At 51.9% G+C, this 19,779-nt stretch carries 12 protein-coding genes; 10 read left to right on the top strand and 2 right to left on the bottom strand.

The window, feature by feature from the left end:
* Positions 1 to 211 precede the first annotated feature (211 nt).
* The 6 genes from M1L52_RS04900 to M1L52_RS04875 all read left to right on the top strand — a co-directional run bounded on the left by M1L52_RS04900 (position 212) and on the right by M1L52_RS04875 (position 10,807).
* The gene (locus tag M1L52_RS04900; RefSeq protein WP_248613824.1) at positions 212 to 1,489 is read left to right on the top strand and encodes a glycosyl hydrolase 53 family protein; all 1,278 of its coding nucleotides are present in this window, start codon (positions 212 to 214) and stop codon (positions 1,487 to 1,489) included.
* A gap of 2 nt (positions 1,490 to 1,491) precedes the next feature.
* A complete protein-coding gene (locus M1L52_RS04895) occupies positions 1,492 to 2,517 on the top strand; it encodes a LacI family DNA-binding transcriptional regulator (RefSeq protein ID WP_248613823.1) in 1,026 nt (341 codons plus the stop codon).
* 120 nt (positions 2,518 to 2,637) lie between these two features.
* Positions 2,638 to 3,957, top strand: coding sequence for an MFS transporter (locus M1L52_RS04890; protein ID WP_248613822.1), 1,320 nt, complete (start codon positions 2,638 to 2,640; stop codon positions 3,955 to 3,957).
* Between the two features lie 106 nt (positions 3,958 to 4,063).
* A complete protein-coding gene (locus M1L52_RS04885; RefSeq protein WP_248613821.1) occupies positions 4,064 to 6,532 on the top strand; it encodes a 4-alpha-glucanotransferase in 2,469 nt (822 codons plus the stop codon).
* 2 nt (positions 6,533 to 6,534) lie between these two features.
* On the top strand, positions 6,535 to 8,709 hold the full coding sequence (locus tag M1L52_RS04880) for a glycoside hydrolase family 97 protein (protein WP_248613820.1): 2,175 nt from the start codon (positions 6,535 to 6,537) through the stop codon (positions 8,707 to 8,709).
* A gap of 43 nt (positions 8,710 to 8,752) precedes the next feature.
* Entirely contained in the window at positions 8,753 to 10,807 is a 2,055-nt protein-coding gene (locus M1L52_RS04875; RefSeq protein ID WP_248613819.1) for an alpha-1,6-glucosidase domain-containing protein, read from the top strand.
* Between the two features lie 49 nt (positions 10,808 to 10,856).
* Here the strand turns inward: M1L52_RS04875 and coaD are convergent, their stop codons facing one another.
* Both coaD and M1L52_RS04865 read right to left on the bottom strand, forming a co-directional pair.
* Positions 10,857 to 11,303 (bottom strand): pantetheine-phosphate adenylyltransferase, encoded by a 447-nt coding sequence (gene coaD / locus M1L52_RS04870; protein WP_248613818.1) that lies wholly within the window; start codon positions 11,301 to 11,303, stop codon positions 10,857 to 10,859.
* Positions 11,304 to 11,387: 84 nt separating this feature from the next.
* Positions 11,388 to 12,692, bottom strand: a complete 1,305-nt coding sequence (locus tag M1L52_RS04865; RefSeq protein WP_248613817.1) for a DUF2851 family protein — start codon at positions 12,690 to 12,692, stop codon at positions 11,388 to 11,390.
* 135 nt (positions 12,693 to 12,827) lie between these two features.
* Between M1L52_RS04865 and M1L52_RS04860 the strand changes: the two genes are divergently transcribed.
* The 4 genes from M1L52_RS04860 to M1L52_RS04845 are packed head-to-tail and all read left to right on the top strand — an operon-like array spanning position 12,828 to position 19,779.
* Positions 12,828 to 15,770 (top strand): family 43 glycosylhydrolase, encoded by a 2,943-nt coding sequence (locus tag M1L52_RS04860; RefSeq protein WP_248613816.1) that lies wholly within the window; start codon positions 12,828 to 12,830, stop codon positions 15,768 to 15,770.
* A 24-nt stretch (positions 15,771 to 15,794) separates the two neighbouring features.
* Positions 15,795 to 16,898, top strand: a complete 1,104-nt coding sequence (locus M1L52_RS04855; protein WP_248613815.1) for a hypothetical protein — start codon at positions 15,795 to 15,797, stop codon at positions 16,896 to 16,898.
* 8 nt (positions 16,899 to 16,906) lie between these two features.
* Entirely contained in the window at positions 16,907 to 18,493 is a 1,587-nt protein-coding gene (locus tag M1L52_RS04850) for a DUF6055 domain-containing protein (protein ID WP_248613814.1), read from the top strand.
* Positions 18,490 to 19,779 carry a DUF2264 domain-containing protein gene (locus M1L52_RS04845; RefSeq protein ID WP_248613813.1) on the top strand — a complete coding sequence of 430 codons (1,290 nt, stop codon included), beginning with the start codon at positions 18,490 to 18,492 and terminating at the stop codon, positions 19,777 to 19,779. The genes M1L52_RS04850 and M1L52_RS04845 overlap by 4 nt, the downstream gene beginning before the upstream one ends.

The raw sequence follows: 19,779 nt of genomic DNA, 5'->3' as shown, positions 1-19,779 counted from the left end.
AATATAAAATTGCGGATGCAAACGTTTGCATTTATCCAACCTTTTATTTATTTTTGCACACCAAATGAGATAGTGGCGAGAGGTGAGAGGTGAGAGAATAGCTTTATAAACTATAAGACTTTTAGTAAATTTCAAGTAAAAACAAAACTAACCTCTAACCTCTTACTTCTAACCTCTAACCTCTATAAACTAACCTCTAAAAAAAGAACAAATGAAAAAGACACTACTCTCTGCCGTTATTGCTGTATTTGGCATGTTACTCAATGCAAACGCCCAAGAGGAACTCCTCGTTGGTGGCGACATCTCTGTGTTGCCAAGGTATGAAGCCAAAAAAGTGAGCTACTACGACCAACAAGGCAAGAAGATTACCGATGTCATGCAGTATCTGAAGAGCGATGCTGTGGGATGGAACGCGCTGAGGGTTCGTCTTTTTGTTGATCCCAGCGGCGACAGCGACCCACAGGTGTGCCAGGACCTGAACTATGTGGTGCCGTTGGCTAAGCGCATAAAGGCAGAAGGCTTTAAGCTGCTGTTAGACTTCCACTATAGTGACACATGGGCCGACCCCGCTAAGCAGTGGACACCGGCATCGTGGCTTGGCCTCAACGACGAGCAGCTGAAGGAGAAGATATACGACTATACGAAAGACTGTCTGCAGGTGCTCGTCGATTCAGGTGCCACCCCCGACTATATCCAGACGGGCAACGAGATATCCTATGGCATGCTGTGGGGACAGAAAGGAACGACGGCCAACCGATGCTATACTGGTAGCAATGCCAACTGGCCGCGTTTCATAGCATTATTGAAACAGGCAGGCAAGGCATGCCGCGAAGTATGCCCCGACGCCAAAATCATCATACACACCGAGCGAGCTGGTAAGCCCAGCGTGCTGAAAGGCATCTATCAGAAGCTGGCATCGGTCGATTACGACATCATAGGTCTGAGCTATTATTCTTTCTGGCACAACAACCTGGCTACGCTTGCCTCATCGCTTACGCAGCTGGCAACGAGTTTCCCCAACAAGAAAGTGCATATCGTAGAGACAGCCTATTACTATCAATATCAGCCTGCTGTAGGCGAAGGCATTGACTACGACTTCTCTTCGACATGGCCCATCTCTGCTGCCGGACAGAAGGCTTTCACTCAGGACCTTATCACCGAACTGAAAAAACATACCAATGTTACTGCCCTCTACTGGTGGTTCCCTGAAGAGAATGGCAACGGACCTAACAATTCCGTCCTCAACGATTGGGTGAACCGCGGACTGTGGAACAACACCTCGCACAAGGCTCATTCAGCACTCTATGAGCTGAAGGAGTTTCTTAACCGCGAAAGCAGTGGCGTTGAGCAGCACAAGATGAATAGCACAGACACCAAACATGAATCTAAATATTACGACTTACAAGGCCGTCGTCTGAATGGTGAACCACGCTTAGGCGGCATCTATATCCATGAAGCAAAAGACGGACGGCGAATAAAAACTCTCTGATCATGACTGGTCATAATAACCTCACCATGAAAGACATAGCCCGCGAGCTGGGCGTGTCGGTAGCAACAGTATCACGAGCCTTACAGAACTCGCCACGCATATCTGAAGACCGCAAGCGCATGATTCAGCAGTATGCTCGTGAACATAACTTCACACCCAACGTACTGGCAGAGTCGCTACGAAACAGCAAGGTGAAGCCTATGAAGGTGATAGGTGTCATCATGCCTGAGTTCGTACACTATTATTTCTCAACTATCCTTCGTGGCATTGAGGAAAAGGCGTCTGCCCATGGCTATCGCATCATGGTGGCACAGAGCAATGAGGACTACGAGCGTGAGGTGCAGCTGTGCCAGTCGTTCTATGAGAACAAGGTGTGTGGCATCATCGTGTCGCAGGCGAAGGAGACTCAACACTACGAACACTTCCAGAAGCTGCTCGACGAGGGTGTTCCTCTCGTGTTCTACGACCGCATCTGTACCGGTGTCAACGCGAGCATGGTTGTCGTCGATGACTATATGGCTGCTTTCAATGCGGTAAACTATCTCATACAGACAGGCTGCCGGCGCATAGCTTTCTTCGGCTCCAAGATGAATCTTGAGATAGCGAAAAACCGTTTCAATGGTTACAAGGATGCCTTGCTGAAGAATGGTCTGCCGTTTGACGAGTCGTTGACACGCATCTGCGACAACCGTCATGATGCTGAGATGATTACTCCGGAGCTGTTCGATGGCGACTATTATCCCGATGCTTTCTTTGCCGTTAACGACGACACTGCCATAGGCATCCTCTATACGGTGAAAAGCATGGGTCTTCGTGTGCCCGAGGACATCAGCATCTGCGGGTTTACCAATGGTGTGCGTGCTGTGTCATGCGACCCCATGCTCACCACTGTTGAGCAGGCGGGCATCAAGGTTGGTGAAGAGGCTGTCGATGTGTTGTTAGACCATGTCGAGGGACGCATACCGCTGACAAAGGTAGAGAAGCGTGTCGTGCGCACGCGCCTAATAATAAGAGGAACTACAAGGTGAGAAGTGAGAGGTAAGAGGTAAGAGAATAGTTGGTAAATGGAAAGGAAATACTGGTAGCGAGAAGACTAACCTCTAACCACTAACCTCTAGCCTCTAGCCTCTAAAATAAAAAAATATAGTATGAAACAGAAACCTGATTTATCCTTTTGGAAGCTCTGGAACTTGAGCTTCGGTTTTTTCGGTGTGCAGATAGCCTACGCCCTGCAGAGCGCAAACATCTCGCGCATCTTTGCAACACTCGGTGCCGACCCCCACGACCTGAGCTACTTCTGGATCCTGCCACCACTCATGGGAATGATTGTGCAGCCACTCGTAGGACTGTTCAGCGACAAGACCTGGACACGCTTCGGTCGCCGCATACCCTACCTGTTCGTAGGAGCCGCCTTCGCCGTGCTGGTGATGGTCATGCTGCCTAACGCAGGTAATCTGGAGTTCACGTTCATCAGCGCCATGACCTTTGGCCTCATCTCGCTGATGTTTCTCGACACATCCATCAACATGGCAATGCAGCCGTTCAAGATGATGGTTGGCGACATGGTCAACGAGAAGCAGAAAGCCAAGGCCTATAGCATACAGTCGTTCCTGTGCAACGCTGGCAGCCTCATGGGCTTCCTCTTCCCTTACATTCTTACTGCCATCGGCATTGCCAGTGTGGCAGCCCCAGGCATCATTCCCGACTCGGTGAAGTGGTCGTTCTATCTCGGTGCCACCATCCTAATACTCTGCGTCATCTATACCACCGCGAAGGTGAAGGAATACACACCTGAGGAGATGGCAGAGTTCCGCGCCAGCGCACAGGCTGAGAATCAGTTGGAAACGACGGGCAGTTCATCAGGCAACGCGCTTCAGGTGTTCCTGCAGGTAGGCCTCGTTCAGTTCTTCTGCTGGGCAGCGTTCCTGTTCATGTGGACCTATACCAACGGTGCCATTGCCGAGACTGCTTTCGGTGTTGACATGGGCAATACTGAGTTTGCTGCTTCACCAGAGTATCAGGCAGCCGGCGACTGGGTAGGAGTGCTGTTTGCCGTTCAGGCCGTAGGCTCCATGGCGTGGGCCGTCATGCTGCCTCGTTTCAAGAGCGTTAAGATGGCCTATGCCCTGTCGCTGCTCATTGGCGGTGCCGGCTTCGCCATGGTACCGTATATTAGCGACCAATACCTGCTCTTCGTGCCTTACTTCCTCATCGGCACAGCGTGGGCTGCCATGCTGTCAATGCCGTTCACACTGGTTACCAACGCTCTGGAAGGCAACAAGCACATGGGCACTTATCTCGGATTGTTCAATTGTACCATCTGCATACCACAGATCATCGCTGCACTGCTGGGAGGTGTTATCCTCTCTCTTGTAGGCAGTCATCAGTATAACATGATGATTGTGGCAGGTGTCTGCCTCGCCATTGGTGCCCTATGTGTAGGTGCCATAAAGAACAAAACGAAATAACCAATGTGCAAACGTTTGCACCTGTTTATAGTTCATTATTAGACAATTTTAGTGGCATTTGTACTTCAAAAGCTGTATTTTTGACCAAAAATTACAAAAATACTCCATGAAGTTACTATTTAACCTTGAGTACAAGACTACATTCGGTGAACAGCTTGTACTGAACTTGATGAATGAAAAACAGGACGTTACTCATTTTCCAATGCAGACAAATGATGGTCTGCATTGGAAAGTTGAGCTTTCGCCCTCAGTAGAAACCACAACCCATCTTGACTATTATTACAGCGTTGTAAATGGCGATGAGGAGAAACGCCACGAGTGGCATACCGTTCCCCACCGTGTGGAGCTTGCTGCTAAGCAGGGCACCATCTACACCATCTACGACCACTGGATAGACACTCCCGATGATGCCCCGATGTATTCATCAGCATTTACCGAGTGTATCATGGCCCGCGAACGTAAGATGAGCGACACGAGCAACTTCCTGCGCACTGTGCGCATCAAGGTTCGTGCTCCCCAGTTGCGTGCCAACCAGCGTCTGGCCATCGTTGGCGCGCCGGAATATCTCGGTGCATGGGAGCCCAACCGTGTGCTGCCTATGACAGAGCACGAATATAACGAATGGGTCATAAGCCTCGATGCCGACCGTTTGCCGGGATTCTTCGAGTTCAAGTTCGTCATCATCAATAATGACGACGAGGGCATAGAGTCATGGGAGAACACACAGAACCGCACCATCAACCTACCCGAGATGGAGACGGGCGATGTGGTGGTATATGAGCTGCCACAGGCATTCTTCAATGTCTATCCATGGAAAGGAGCAGGCACAGTCATCCCCGTCTTCTCACTGCGTAGTGAGGGTAGCTTCGGCGTTGGCGACTTCGGCGACCTTAAGATGATGGTTGACTGGTGTGCGAAGACCAAGCAGCGCATATTACAGATACTGCCCATCAACGACACCAACATGACTGGCACGTGGCAGGACTCCTATCCCTACAACTCCATAAGTATCTATGCGCTGCATCCTCAATACACCGACTTCCGTCAGCTGCCTGAGCTGAAAGACGAGAAGCTGCGCCAACAGTTCGAGCAGGTGCGTCAGGAGCTTAACGCCCTACCCCAGATAGACTATGAGCGCATGTTCAGTGCAAAGATGGACTATCTGCGTGCCATCTTCAAGCAGGAAGGAGCATCCATAAAGCGTAAGGCGGCCTATAAACGCTTCGTAGAACAGAACCGCGACTGGCTGGAGCCATACGCACGCTTCTGCTTCTATCGTGACCTCTATGGAACGGCAACGTTCTCGGAGTGGCCACAGCCGTTGGCAAAGCCCGACCAGAAGATTCTGGATTTCTGGTGCTTCGTACAGTTCAACCTCGACCAGCAGATGCATTCCGCCCATGAGCATGCCCGCAAGCAGCGCGTGGTGCTGAAAGGCGACATACCCATCGGCATTAGCCGCGACGGTGTAGAGGCATGGGTAGAGCCTCGCTATTTCAACCTCAACGGACAGGCAGGTGCACCACCCGATGCCTTTGCCGAAGACGGACAGAACTGGGGATTCCCCACATACAACTGGGACGAGATGCTCAGTGACGGCTGTCAGTGGTGGGTACGCCGCTTCCGTAAGATGGCGGAGTTCTTCGATGCCTATCGCATAGACCATGTGCTCGGCTTCTTCCGCATATGGGAGATACCAATGCCTCACAAGAGTGGTCTGTGGGGACAGTTCCAGCCTGCCCTCGGCATGACCAAGGAAGAGATAGAGGCCTATGGCGTCACTTTCCGCGAAGAGTTCTTCCTCAAAGACCATAAGTCACTCTCATCTCTCACCTCTAACCTCTCACCTCTAACCTCTCACCTCTCACCTCTATTATGGCACCCCCGCATCAACGCTACAAAGATGCCGGAGTTCCAGACGCTCTCTACTGACGAGCAGTGGCACTTCTGGAACCTCTACAACGACTATTTCTATCGTCGCAACAACCAGTTCTGGTATGAGGAGGCCATGAAGAAGCTGCCACGTCTGACACAGGCCACACGCATGCTCTGCTGTGCCGAGGACCTGGGCATGGTGCCTGACTGCGTGCCCTGGGTGATGAACGAGCTGCGCATCCTGTCACTCGAGATACAGTCCATGCCTAAAGAACAGGGCATACGCTTCGGCAAGCTGTCACACAACCCCTACCGTTCGGTATGCACGATCTCCACTCATGACATGGCTACACTCCGTCAGTGGTGGGACGAGGACGAAGAGCGCACCCAGGACTACTACACGTCACGTCTACGCCGCGAGGATCCTGCTCCTCACCCACTGCCAGGATGGCTTGCCAAGGACATCGTGTCGCGTCACCTCACGTCACCGTCGATGCTATGCCTGCTCTCTCTTCAGGACTGGCTGTCCATCAACGAGCACCTGCGCTTGCCTGACCAGAATGCCGAGCGCATCAACATCCCTGCAAATCCGCGTCACTACTGGCGCTATCGCATGCATCTCACCATTGAGCAGCTGCTTGCTGCCGATGACTTCAACGCTGAGGTAAGCACAATGATAATTCAAAGCGGCAGAAAATGAATATGAGAATTTGTTCTATTATAATAGGTTTGTTGTTGTCAGTCGTAACATGGGCGGCAGAAGTAAAGTCACCCAATGGGAACATAGTGCTGAAATTCAGCTTGAAGGACGGACGCCCCACCTACTCCATGACCTACAAGGGAAAGGACGTGGTGCTGCCGTCACACCTCGGACTGGAGCTGGCAAAGGACAAGCATGCCTCACTCGGACTCGGCGAGCGCGACCTCATGGATGGCTTCACCATCGAGAAGGAAGAGACATCATCGTTCGACGAGACATGGCAGCCCGTATGGGGTGAGACTCGCGACATACGTAACCACTATAACGAGTATGCCGTCACCCTCATGCAGCAGTGGCGCGAGAACGTGAAGTCGTCACGCCCTGGCATGCAGCTACAGCCACGACGCCATCACCGTCATATCATCATTCGCTTCCGCGTCTATGACGACGGCATCGGCCTGCGCTATGAGTTTCCACAGCAGCCCGACCTGAACTACTTTATCATAAAGGAGGAGCGCACCGAATTTGCCATGACAGGCGACCATACCGCATGGTGGATCCCTGGCGACTACGACACACAGGAGCAGGAGACACAGGAGAGCAAGCTGTCAGAGATAAGCAGTCGCATGCACGACGCCGTGAACTGGGGCAACTCAAGCGTTGCTGTGTTCTCTGATACAGGTGTGCAAACATCGCTCCAGATGAAGAGTGCTGACGGCCTTTATATCAACATCCACGAGGCAGCCTGTCTCGACTATGCCACAATGCACCTCGAGCTTTGTGATGACTTCACCTTCGTGAGCCACCTCACCCCTGATGCCACCGGGCTGAAGGGCTGCATGCAGACACCATGCACCACCCCATGGCGCACGGTGATGGTCAGCGACGACGCTCGCGACATGCTGTCGAGCAACCTCATACTGAACCTCAACGAGCCATGTAAGATTGAAGACACCTCATGGATACACCCCACGAAATACTGCGGTGTGTGGTGGGAGATGATTGTTGGCCGCGGAAGCTGGCACTACACCGACGACGTGCTCTCAGTAGACATCTCTACCTTCGACTACACGAAGTCAAAGCCCAACGGCAGGCACTGTGCCAACAACGAGACGGTGAAGCGTTACATCGACTTCGCCGCAAAGAACGGCCTCGACCAGGTGCTGGTAGAGGGATGGAACATTGGCTGGGAGGACTGGGCCAACATGTGGAAGCGTGATGTCTTCGACTTCGTCACCCCCTATCCCGACTTCGACATCAAGATGCTCAACGACTACGCCCACTCCAAGGGTGTTAAGCTGATGATGCACCACGAGACGTCAAGCTCTACACAGAACTATGAGCGCCACATCAAGGAGGCGTTCGAGCTCATGAACCGCTACGGCTATGACGCAGTGAAGACAGGTTATGTGGGCGACATCATCCCGCGTGGCGACCACCACTACTCACAGTCCATGAACAACCACTACCTCTATGTCATCAAGGAGGCCGCCAAACATCATATCATGGTGAACTCTCACGAGGCGACACGTCCTACAGGCCTCTGCCGCACCTATCCGAACCTTGTAGGCGGCGAGTCGGCACGCGGCACAGAGTATGAAGCATTTGGTGGAAGCCGTCCCGACCACACCTGCATACTGCCGTTCACCCGACTGCAGGGCGGTCCCATGGACTTCACCCCGGGCATCCTTGAGACGAAGCTCTCTACATGGAGCGATAACACGTCGTGGGTTCACACCACCCTCTGCGGTCAGCTGGCACTCTACCTGACGATGTACTCACCGCTACAGATGGCTGCCGACCTGCCTGAGAACTACGAGCGCTTCGACGATGCGTTCCAGTTCATACGCGACGTAGCATGCGACTGGGACGACTCACGCTATCTGGAAGCAGAGCCTGCCGACTATATCACCGTGGCACGCAAGGCGAAGGGCACCGACAATTGGTTCATAGGCGGTAAGTGCGACGAGAATGGCCATAAGTCTGTCATACGCCTCGACTTCCTTGATAAGGGTCGCAAATACGACTGCACCATCTACGCCGATGCTAAGGATGCTCACTACGAGACAAATCCGAAGGCTTATACCATCACCCGAAAGACCGTGAAAGCGGGCGACGTGCTGAAGATGACGGAAGCCCCCGGCGGCGGTTTCGCCATCTCCCTGATGGCAAAGTGACGTTCAAAAACGACTTTCCAGGTGTATAAAAAGATAGAGGAATATGAAGAAGTTGTATTTAACAGCAATAACGATGATGATGTCTGCAACAGTCTTTGCACAGGACTTTCATTTTGACGAGATGACCTACTCGCCGGAACAGACCACCTTCAAACTCTTTGCGCCCAACGATGCCAAATGCACGGTGAAGGTTGGCAAGAAGAAGGTGAAGATGACCAAGACTGCCGATTGTCTGTGGACAGCCACCGTGAAAGGTGACCTGAAAGGACAGCCTTACGTGTTCAACACAGGCCACGGTGACACCCCGGGAGTCTTTGCCAAGGCAGTGGGCGTCAACGGACAGCAGGCATACGTCATTGATCTCGCGACGACGAACCCCGAAGGATGGGAGAACGACCGGCGGCCAGTGCTGAAAACGCCTGCCGACCTCGTCATTTACGAGATGCACCATCGCGACTTCTCCATCTCACGCAGTGAGGCGAAGTATCCCGGTAAGTTCCTCGCCCTCACCGAGCCGTGGGCCATAAACCACCTGAAGGCGCTAGGCATAAACGCCGTCCACATCCTTCCGAGCTATGACTATGGCTCTGTCGATGAGACACGCCTCAACGAGCCGCAGTTCAACTGGGGCTATGACCCAGTGAACTATAACGTGCCCGAGGGCAGTTACTCCACCGACCCCTATAAGCCCGAGGTGCGCATACGTGAGTTCAAGCAGATGGTTCAGGCTCTTCACAAGGCTGGCATCCGCGTCATCCTCGACGTGGTCTATAACCACACCTACGACATAGACCGTTCCAACTTCCAAAGGACTTTTCCTGACTACTACTATAGGAAGAGTGGAGAGTGGAGAACTGAGAGTGGAGAGTTCTTGCCTTGCAAGCGTCCTTCGGCCGAGCGTGCCACCGTTCCCGACGGCTCTCCGTCGGGCTACAGCAACGGCTCCGGCTGCGGCAACGAGACGGCTTCTGAGAGGCCTATGATGCGGCGGTTCATGATTGAGAGCGTGAAATACTGGATCAACGAGTATCATATCGACGGGTTCCGCTTCGACCTCATGGGCATCCACGACATACAGACTATGAACGAGATACGCAAGGCTGTCGATGCCATAGACCCCACCATCTTCATCTATGGCGAGGGCTGGAGCGCAGGAGCATGCGCCATGCCAAACGAGCTGCTTGCCATGAAGGCCAACATCCCGCAGATGCCAGGCATTGCCGCCTTCTGCGATGACATGCGCGACGCTCTGCGCGGTCCGTTCTCCGACGATACTAAATGCGGATGGCTGGGCGGCTCTTATGACAACAAGGAGACGGAGAGTCTGAAGGCTGGCATCGTAGGCATGATAGCCCATCCGCAGATAGACTATTCTAAGGTTAACTACTCCGACAAACCCTATGCCTTGGAGCCAACACAGATGATTGCCTATGTCAGCTGTCACGACGACATGTGTCTCGTGGACCGTCTAAAAACCTCTATTATTGACAAAGAGAATCACAAAGGTAATCCCACCTCTCAACTCTCCGCTCGGCCCAATGGGACGCTTTCCTCAGAAAGAATTCTCCATTCTCAATTAAAAGACGACCTCATTCGTCTCGACCTGCTGGCGCAGACTGCCGTGTTCACCTCTCAGGGTGTACCGTTCATCCTTGCCGGTGAGGAGCTATTACGCGACAAGAAGGGTGTGCACAACTCTTACAACTCACCCGACAGCATCAACCAGTTCGACTGGCAGAACAAACAGCGCTATCCACAGGTGTTCCAGTATTATCAGGGACTCATACAGCTGCGCCGCATGCACCCAGCATTCCGTCTCGGCAATGCCGACCTTGTGCGCAAGCATCTGGAGTTCCTCGACGCTCCCGAGGGTGTTGTTGCTTTCAGGCTTAAGAACTATGCTGGTCGTGACAGTTGGCGCGACATCATTGTTGTGCTCAACTCCACAACAAAGGAACAGCAAATCGCTGTTCCCCATGCCGCCTACACCGTGGCGTGTGCCAACGGCATCATCACCCTTCGCAACCGCGGACTGGACCAGTTCACCGGCAACAAGGTCACCGTGGCGCCGCGCTCAGCCCTCATCATGCACGACTAACACTTGTGCGAAAGCCTTTCATTTAAAATGATTTGTTGTTGAATTAGAGTCAGGGAAGGAACTTCGACACATCAATGCCGAAATGCTGCAACTCACGAACCATTGACGAGGAGATGCTTGAGAGTTGAGGCTCAGCATATAGAAGGATGGTCTCCACCTCACCGTTTGTTATCATACGGTTGATTTCAGCCTGTTCCCGCTCGTACTCAAAATCCTTGGCAGAGCGTACGCCCTTAACAATGAAACGGGCGTTTTCCGCACGGGCGAAATCAACGGCAAGACCAAAATAAGGCTTCACCTCTATAGCCGGTTCGTTGACATACAGAGCCTTAATAGCTTTCATGCGCTCCTCTGCAGGCAGCATGTCGGGTTTTTGGACATTATCGCCAACGACACCTATGACCAATCTATCGAAAAGCGGCAGAGCCCTACGGACTATGCTGTCATGACCTATAGTAAACGGATTAAAGCTTCCTACAAAAATTCCTGTACGCATTGTTTTCTCTTTTTATATTATCATTTTTATTTATCTTACTTCTTACCTCTCACCTCTTACCTCTCACCTCTTACCTCTCACCTCTTACTTCTCACCTCTAGACAGATACTCGTAGCCGAAGCGGCAACGCAGACAATCGCGGCGGTCGCAATACTCGTTTTTAAGCTGGATAAGAGCCTGAGAATCGCCTGCAGAGTGTGCCTCCAAGCCACACTCCTGCCATGTTGATACAATGTGGTTGTTCTCAGCCTTCAACTGCTCCAAAAGGTCAAAGGCACGGTCACAGAGTTCCTCTTTCTGTCTATGACGTCCAACGGCAAAGAGCATCGGGATGGCCGTGTTTATAATTATCAGATTGAGCGATGCTGCCGACATGCGCTTCTCGGAGTGACGGCTCTCAGCACCAAAGGTATAGTGCGTCTGCCAGTAAGGTGTAACCTGTGTGGCGAGCAACTGCTGTATGTCCTCAATGGTTTTACATTCTATGAGGCTGCTCAACCCACTACGCCGCTCATAGTAGAGGTTGGCCAACTGCGATATGCGGATATAAGGGAAGTTCTGTGGACGCAAGCGTAGGAAACGCCACATCTTGGCATCCATAGGCTCCATAGAGAACTTGTGTGCAAGATACTGATACTCATTGCGAAGACGACAGAAATAGTCATCGGCAAGGGCATCAGCACGATGTTGAGTACTCATAGCATCAGGATTGAGAAGTCCTGCCTGTCCGAAGAACATCGCTTCAATCTGGAACAAGTCGTCACGATGTTTGCCCACAGCGCTTAACGGCACACGCTGAGCCCACTCCTCGAAAGCATCGCTGTTGATGCCGAAGCCATAGTTACGCGCAAGCGTCACGAAATAGGCATCTTCCCATGAACCGCCAGCGCGCTCCGCCCTTTGGCGTATCGCTTCGGTCTTCTTCTCCAGACGCTCGGTCTGCAGTGCTGCCATCCAGGAATGGACAAGCAATCGTGAGAGGTTTGGAATGATGCTATAACATGGCGGATACTGGTCTGTATGTAGCAGCTCTTCGTAGTGTTCCTTAACCGCTGACGGCACCTCAAGCACTATCTGCGGCAGATAGTCGCCACGAGAGTTCTTAACGTTGACATCGGCATTGCCCACGACATGTAGCACCACATTATCATAGGCGCTGTCACGGTCATGACCATGAGCATACCAGTCGCTGGCATTGGTATGTATCTCAACATTGCCTACCCAAAGGGTACTGCCGATACGTACCTTAGCATTGAAGAAGTCGGGGCCGGCATTCCTACGATTATACAAGCCGGGGTCTATAACCTCTACCAATCGGTCGTCGGTAGTGGTCAGGGCATGCAGTGGCCACAGCTTGTGTTTCCAAACGTAATGCAGAAGTTGTTCCATAGTTGACGACAAAGATAGACATTATTATTATAAAAAGGCATAAAAAAGCAAGAAAATTGGCTTGTTTGAATATTTTTCCATATCTTTGCACCGAGAACCATAACTAAATTACATATTATTACAGAATCAAAAAGCATGAAAAAGATTTTTACTTTAGCATTAGCATTGATGCCTTTGCTTGGAATGAATGCCCAGGAGAATGAGGTAACCACCGCTCAGGCCAAAGCGATGTATAAGGACGTTTCAAAGACCAGAGTAAGCGTCCACGACCCCTCTGTTGTATATGATTCAGCATCAGATTACTACTATATCTTCGGCACCATGCGTGGTGTGGCGAAGAGCAAAGATATGCAGAATTGGACTGCCGTAGAGCTCGGCATAGAGAGTGGTCTGGCCGGCAACACATGGAACGTGGGTGTGCCCTGGAAGGCTGGCACCAACACCAATGCCGTCAGTAAGAATGCTTTCTCCACACCTGCAGTCAGTACGGTCAAGAAGGGCGGCGTTGACGTATCCTTCCCCGCTTTCAACGCTTATGCATGGTCGAACGCATCAGTTGCCAACTGGGACATCTCCGGCAACCTGTGGGCACCTGACATCATCTGGAACGAGACGATGCAGAAGTGGTGCATGTACTTCAGCGTGAATGGAGAAGCATGGCTGTCAAGCATCGTGCTGCTCACTGCCGATCAGATTACCGGTCCATACGAGTATCAAGGACCAGTGGTCGTCACGGGATTCCGCAGCACATCCATCGACTTCCACCAGACAGACCTCGAGCTTGTGGTGGGTGAAACATCAACCCTTCCAAAGCGTTACAACCGCCCCAGCAACACAAACGGACAGAAATGGGGCGACCGTTGGCCGCATGCCATCGATCCATGCGTGTTCTATGACGAAGAAGGCGAACTATGGATGGCCTATGGCTCATGGAGCGGCGGCATATGGATGCTGAAGCTTAATAAAGAAAATGGACTGCGTGACTATGATGTGAACTATGCTACTATCGATAACACGACAGATGTGGCTAATACCGTTTCAGCAGACCCCTACTTCGGCAAGAAGATTGCTGGTGGACTATACGTTTCGGGCGAGGGTTCATATATTGAGCACATTGGTCAGTACTATTACCTGTTTATGAGCTACGGTGGCTTTGCACCTGACGGCGGCTACGAGATGCGTGTGTTCCGTTCTGAGAAGCCCGACGGTCCTTACAAGGATGCCTCCGGCCGTTCGGCCATCTTCACGTCATGGGTAAAGAACTATGGTGCTGGCACTGACACACGTGGCGAGAAAATCATGGGCGCATACGGAAAGTGGGGATTCATGACCACAGGTGAGTGTGCTCAGGGACATAACTCAATCATCGCAGCCAACGACGGCCGCACATATCTCATCTACCACACCAAGTTCAACGATGGCAATCCACAGGCAGGATTCCACAGCGTGCGAACACATCAGGTGTTCCTCAACAAGAACGGATGGCTCGTAGCAGCACCGTTCGAATATAACGGCGAGACGACTACCGACAACGACATTGCCACAAAACAGCTTGTTGCCACAGAAGACATACCTGGCATATACGAAATCCTCGTACACAAGTACAAGATGAACTATGAGAATATGGAAGAGGTGACACCTGTAAAGGTCACCTTTACTGCCGACGGCAGAATAACTGGCGCTTATACCGGCACATGGAAACTCGACGAAGGCACCAGCTATCTCACTATCAGGTTGGGCAGCACCGATTATAACGGCGTACTCATTGAGGAGCAGATCGACACAAAGACTATTAAGGCTGCGGCATTTACGGTAATGGCAAACAGCGGTGTGAACATATGGGGCTATAAGTACCTCCCTAAATATTCAATTGCATGGCAGGTGAACAACCAGAAAGAACCAGTACGTGCCGGACAATCCATTTCTTCGTCTGTTGACCTCTATGCTCAAGATGACTTCACTACAAACATTGTGCGTAAATGGACGTCTTCAGAGCCTGAGATATTCAGCGAATACGGACGCTTCAATCCAGAAGCGTTCACCGAAAACAACACGCTGTTCCATCTGACCTACCGTGTTTCTTCAGGCAACTACTTCTGGCAGAAGGAATATGCCAACCTGAAAGCCAAGAAGCCATCCACGGCAGGCGACTGGGAGACAGGAATGCTGGCTTACTATAGCTTTGACAATAGCGACTATGCCAACATACTCAAAAGTGAGGAGAAAGCTCAGCTGAAACGTGCATCTACCAGCAGCACTCTACCCACAGTAAAGGCTGACGATTTACAGCTGCGAAACGAGAATGTGGTGGAGACGGCTGCTGCAGACAAGAACAAGGAGAGCTATGTTGAGATTCCCAACCCACTCTACGGTAAGGATATCACATCTACAGGAGCTACACTTTCATTCTGGGTACAGCGCCTTAACACCGACGACCTCTACGGAACACTCTGCGGATTCTACAATCCTGACACTCAGGCAACGCTCTATCTGACAGGCAACCTCTATACCGGTTACAACAACAATGCCGGTACATGGATTGACATAAACCACCCAACAAAGATCACTCGCACAGAGCTTGGCAACAACCGCTGGCATCATGTAATAATACTGTTCGGACAATATGATACTACCGGCATACGCATCTATGTTGACGGACAGAGCACTCAGACTAATGATGTTGCCAACGGACAGCAGGACGGAGCCGACATAACCCGACGCCAGGACTTCAAATACGAGGACGTAAAGAAGCACATCAGCCAGTGCAGCACCATCTGCTTGGGCAAGGGCTCGTTCTGGGGCTCAGCAAACGCTCGTTTCGACGATGTGGTGGTCTATGAACGCGAACTCAAATATAGCGATATTGCAGCTTTCTACAATAATGTGACGAACCTTGCCTTCGACTTCAACAAGTATGTCACGGGCATCACCGAGACAACTGCTGGCAACGACATTAACTGCACAAACAATGCTGTCTATGACCTCAGTGGTCGCTGCATGGGCACAAAGGCCGACTGCATGTCATCACTGAAGAGCGGCGTATATGTCTGCAATGGCAGAAAGTTCATTATAAAATAATACCCCTTTTACCTTCAACTGCTTATGAAGACACTATTAATAGTTTTTGCAATGATTGCTGGCACACTCGGTGCTTCAGCCGTCGAGCATGACAACGCCCCGGCAAAAGCCGTCTCACAGGGTCAGGCACTCATATTGACCGGAAAGCAACTGGTCATAAGCACTACCGACGGTACTACATTCCATTATCTCGTCAGCAGCTACGACACACCGATGATCCATCGTCTCCAAGGCAGCATCGTGGTAGAGGGTGATACCTTCATGCTTAGTAAAGTGAAAGCACTGCGATTCCAGAGCATGCCTCATTACCTGCTCGACGAGGACAGCACGTCGTATAGCGGCAAATATGCTGTTAACCATGGTCTGTTAGCCTTCAGGAAGACACTGAACACAAACAAATGGAACTCACTCTGCGTGCCATTCAGCATGACAGGCAAACAGGTACGCAAGTGCTTCGGCGACGATGCCCGACTGGCAAAGGTTAGCAAGATGCGCGAAGGCGAAGAGGCTGCCATAGAGCTACAGTCAATAGACCTCAACACCAATGGCGATGCCATCGTTGCAGGAAGCCACTACATCATCATGCCCACACGCGAGCCGGACTTTGATTCCAGCAAACGCATAAGTACAGGATGGAATGCCACCAGAGCATACGGACCTATTTACATGCTGCCACTGACGTCGATGGAAACAAAGCAGAAGCCCTCACCACAAAATCTGTGGAGCGCCGACCGTTCTTTCCATGTATATATAACAGGCACATTCAACCGTCTTGACGACAGCGAGCGCTCAACCTCATATATCCTCAACAAGCGCGTAGCCCCTGGATGCTACTTCTTCAACAACGAGGGACTCGTAGAGCAACATACTGACTCAACAGCTGTCAACGGCTTTGTGTCATGGTTCCAAGATCTCAGCAAAATGACGACGACCTTCCACTTCTATCTCGACGGAGTAGATGACGACATGCTCGACACATCTGGGATAAGCGCATTGATAGCCCGTAAGCCCAAGGCCGACGACAGCGTCTATGACCTTCGCGGACGTCGCGTAGCCTCAGCTGCTCAACTGTCATCACTGAGAAAAGGTATCTATATTGTTAACGGAAGAAAACAGATAGTTAAATAGGACGCATCATGAAAACAAGAATAATACTACTTCTCTCACTACTTCAAACGACAGTCCTCGGTGCCTTGGCGCAGAGCAGCGACACGCTGTGGGTTAGCTACGACAACCGCTTCAAGCCGTTCAACTCAATATCAATCAAAGGCTCCGACTCCGTAGAGGTCACAGTATCGGCATTCAAGGTCTATACTAACGGCAGTGCATCAACACGCACCTACTCCACACTATTCAGCAACGACGAGGCGAACCTCATGTTCTCAAAAGACCGCTATCTGCTGAAGCCTCAGACCTACAGCGGCACAGACTATCAAAACGACAAGGCAACCACAGGCTATAATTTCGCCCATCATGTGGAGAGCGAGCACTTCGCTGTGTTCTGGGATGTGCGCTACGGTAACGACCCCAAAAACATCAAGCACCCCGACAATGGCAGCATAGCCAACGCCTACGACGTGCTGGCAATAGCCGAGAAGTGCTGGGACTGCTATGTCACCGACCTCGGGTTCGTCGTTCCCGGAACATCAACAACTGACCGACTGAAAATTCAGCTGTATATACCCTATCAGTCAGATTGGCGAGCCGATGCCGCCGGCGACAACGGACAGGATGCCAACGGCACATGGGGCTTTACAGGCATAGGTCATTTCAACCCCTGGGCAGCCACGGCACGCGGTGGCCACACCGTCGCCCATGAGGTAGGCCACACCTTCCAGTATCTTGTTTCTGCCGACCTCGGTACAGATGCTAACAACCACTACGACCGCGGATGGCGATGGGGCTGGGGCGGAGGCAACGACAACGGATGGTGGGAGAGCTGTGCCGACTGGCAGGCATACCAGATATTCCCCGACCGTCAGTTTACCGATGGCGAATATTTTGAGCAGCATCTTGCCAAACACTATCTCAACCTCCTTCACGAAGACTGGCGCTATGCCTGCTGCTATATCCACGACTGGTGGGCTATGCTCCACGGACGCAGATTCATCGGCCTGATGTGGCGCGAGTCACAGCCCTACGAAGACCCCATACAGGTATATAAGCGCATCAACAACCTCTCACAAGAGCAGTTCAACAACGAACTGATGGAAGGCTATATGCGCATGGCAACATGGGATATAGATGGTGTTCGCGACCGCGCCAAGCACCGCATCGGACAGCACAAGAAATACATCTCGGCAGTAAGCGGACAGTCAGGCACCTACACCACCTCGCCCGCAACCTGCATCCAGAACTACGGCTACCACATCACCAATATGTCACTGCCCGTTGCCGGCACCACTGTAAAAGCCACCTTCACCGGACTCACCGATGCCACCGGCTATCGCTATGTAAACAAAGACAAGGCAGGATGGCGCTACGCCTTCGTAGCACTGCAGAGCAACGGCACACGCACCTATGGTGAGGTGAAGTCCGACAAAGAAGGTGTGGCAGAGCTCACCATTCCCGAAAACTGCACTAACCTCTTCTTCGTCGTCATGGGAGCACCTACAGAGCACTGGTCTCACCCCTGGACATCAGGCAAAGCATCAACAGACTGGCCACAGAACGACGAACAGTGGCCATACCAAGTGAAATTCGAAAAAACTAATCCAAAATGAAAAGACTGACAATCATTATTGCAACAGTATTCTTCTTGCTACCTCTCTCAGCAAAGAAGAAAACTGCGCCACAGCCCACCGACCGTCAGTATTGGTGCGAGCAGGCATGGAAGATGGCACAGCCTGTGTTAGAGAACATGGCTAAGGGCGAGCTTCAGAAAAACATGAAGACCGAGTTCTCGCCCTCTTTCGACAACCGCAACCGTAAGGTCGTCTATATGGAGACCTTCGGACGACTCATGGCAGGCATAGCTCCCTGGCTCGCTCTGCCCGACACATTGCCCTTGAACGCCACTGCTGCCGACAAGGATGAGTTGGAGAAGCGCCAACAGTTGCGACAGTGGGCACTTGCCTCCTATAAGAATAGCGTCGATCCCCAGTCACCCGACTACCTCGTGTGGGGAGCCTCAGGCCAGAACCTCGTCGATGCAGCATATATCGCTGAGTCCTTCATCCGCGCCTACGATGCACTATGGATGCCGCTCGACAATGTGACTAAACAGCGCTATCTGACAGAGTTTAAGAAGCTCCGCAAGATAGAGCCACCTTACACCAACTGGTTCCTCTTCTCCTCAGTCATAGAGAGCTTCATCGCCAAGGCCGCCGGTCTCAATGAATATGACGACTACCGCGTCATGACCACCGTGCGCAAGGTAGAAGAGTGGTACGTAGGCGACGGATGGTATGCCGATGGACCTGTTTTCGCCTTCGACTACTACTCCAGCTACGTGTTCCATGCCATGTATCTCGAAACACTGCAGAACATGCTCGACGCACGTGCCAACACACGACTCGAATACCCCAAATATTACCAGCGCGCCTTAAAGCGAGCACAGAAGTTCGCCATCATCCTCGAGCGATTCATCTCCCCTGAAGGCACCTTCCCCGTCATCGGACGCTCTACGCCTTATCGCATGGCAGCCTTGCAGCCACTTGCACTCATGGCTTGGTATCAGAAACTGCCAAAAGACCTGTCAAACGGACAGGTGCGTGCAGCTCTTACAAAGGTCATGCACCGCATGTATGACGAGCAGAACAACTACAACGACGGCGGCTTCCTCACCATTGGATTCTGTGGACACCAGCCAGAGACAGCCGACTGGTACACCAACAACGGCTCACTATACATGACATCATTGTCACTGATGCCACTCGGACTGCCTGCCGACCATCCCTTCTGGACCGACAAGGCTGAGCCCTGGACACAGGTGAAGGCGTGGGGAGGTCAGCCCTTCCCCAAAGATCACCGCTGGGGTGACGACATCACCACAAAAGACCGTTGGTGA

The sequence above is a fragment of the Prevotella sp. E13-27 genome (assembly GCF_023217965.1).
In the GTDB taxonomy this organism is placed as follows: domain Bacteria; phylum Bacteroidota; class Bacteroidia; order Bacteroidales; family Bacteroidaceae; genus Prevotella.
Note: the sequence above shows the minus strand (reverse complement) of the source record. Positions and strands in the feature narration are given on the sequence as shown.

Coding starts and splice junctions, on each gene's coding strand:
- M1L52_RS04900 (WP_248613824.1), top strand. CDS start 212: ATGAAAAAGACACTACTCTCTGCCGTTATTGCTGTATTTGGCATGTTA.
- M1L52_RS04895 (WP_248613823.1), top strand. CDS start 1,492: ATGACTGGTCATAATAACCTCACCATGAAAGACATAGCCCGCGAGCTG.
- M1L52_RS04890 (WP_248613822.1), top strand. CDS start 2,638: ATGAAACAGAAACCTGATTTATCCTTTTGGAAGCTCTGGAACTTGAGC.
- M1L52_RS04885 (WP_248613821.1), top strand. CDS start 4,064: ATGAAGTTACTATTTAACCTTGAGTACAAGACTACATTCGGTGAACAG.
- M1L52_RS04880 (WP_248613820.1), top strand. CDS start 6,535: ATGAGAATTTGTTCTATTATAATAGGTTTGTTGTTGTCAGTCGTAACA.
- M1L52_RS04875 (WP_248613819.1), top strand. CDS start 8,753: ATGAAGAAGTTGTATTTAACAGCAATAACGATGATGATGTCTGCAACA.
- coaD (WP_248613818.1), bottom strand. CDS start 11,303: ATGCGTACAGGAATTTTTGTAGGAAGCTTTAATCCGTTTACTATAGGT.
- M1L52_RS04865 (WP_248613817.1), bottom strand. CDS start 12,692: ATGGAACAACTTCTGCATTACGTTTGGAAACACAAGCTGTGGCCACTG.
- M1L52_RS04860 (WP_248613816.1), top strand. CDS start 12,828: ATGAAAAAGATTTTTACTTTAGCATTAGCATTGATGCCTTTGCTTGGA.
- M1L52_RS04855 (WP_248613815.1), top strand. CDS start 15,795: ATGAAGACACTATTAATAGTTTTTGCAATGATTGCTGGCACACTCGGT.
- M1L52_RS04850 (WP_248613814.1), top strand. CDS start 16,907: ATGAAAACAAGAATAATACTACTTCTCTCACTACTTCAAACGACAGTC.
- M1L52_RS04845 (WP_248613813.1), top strand. CDS start 18,490: ATGAAAAGACTGACAATCATTATTGCAACAGTATTCTTCTTGCTACCT.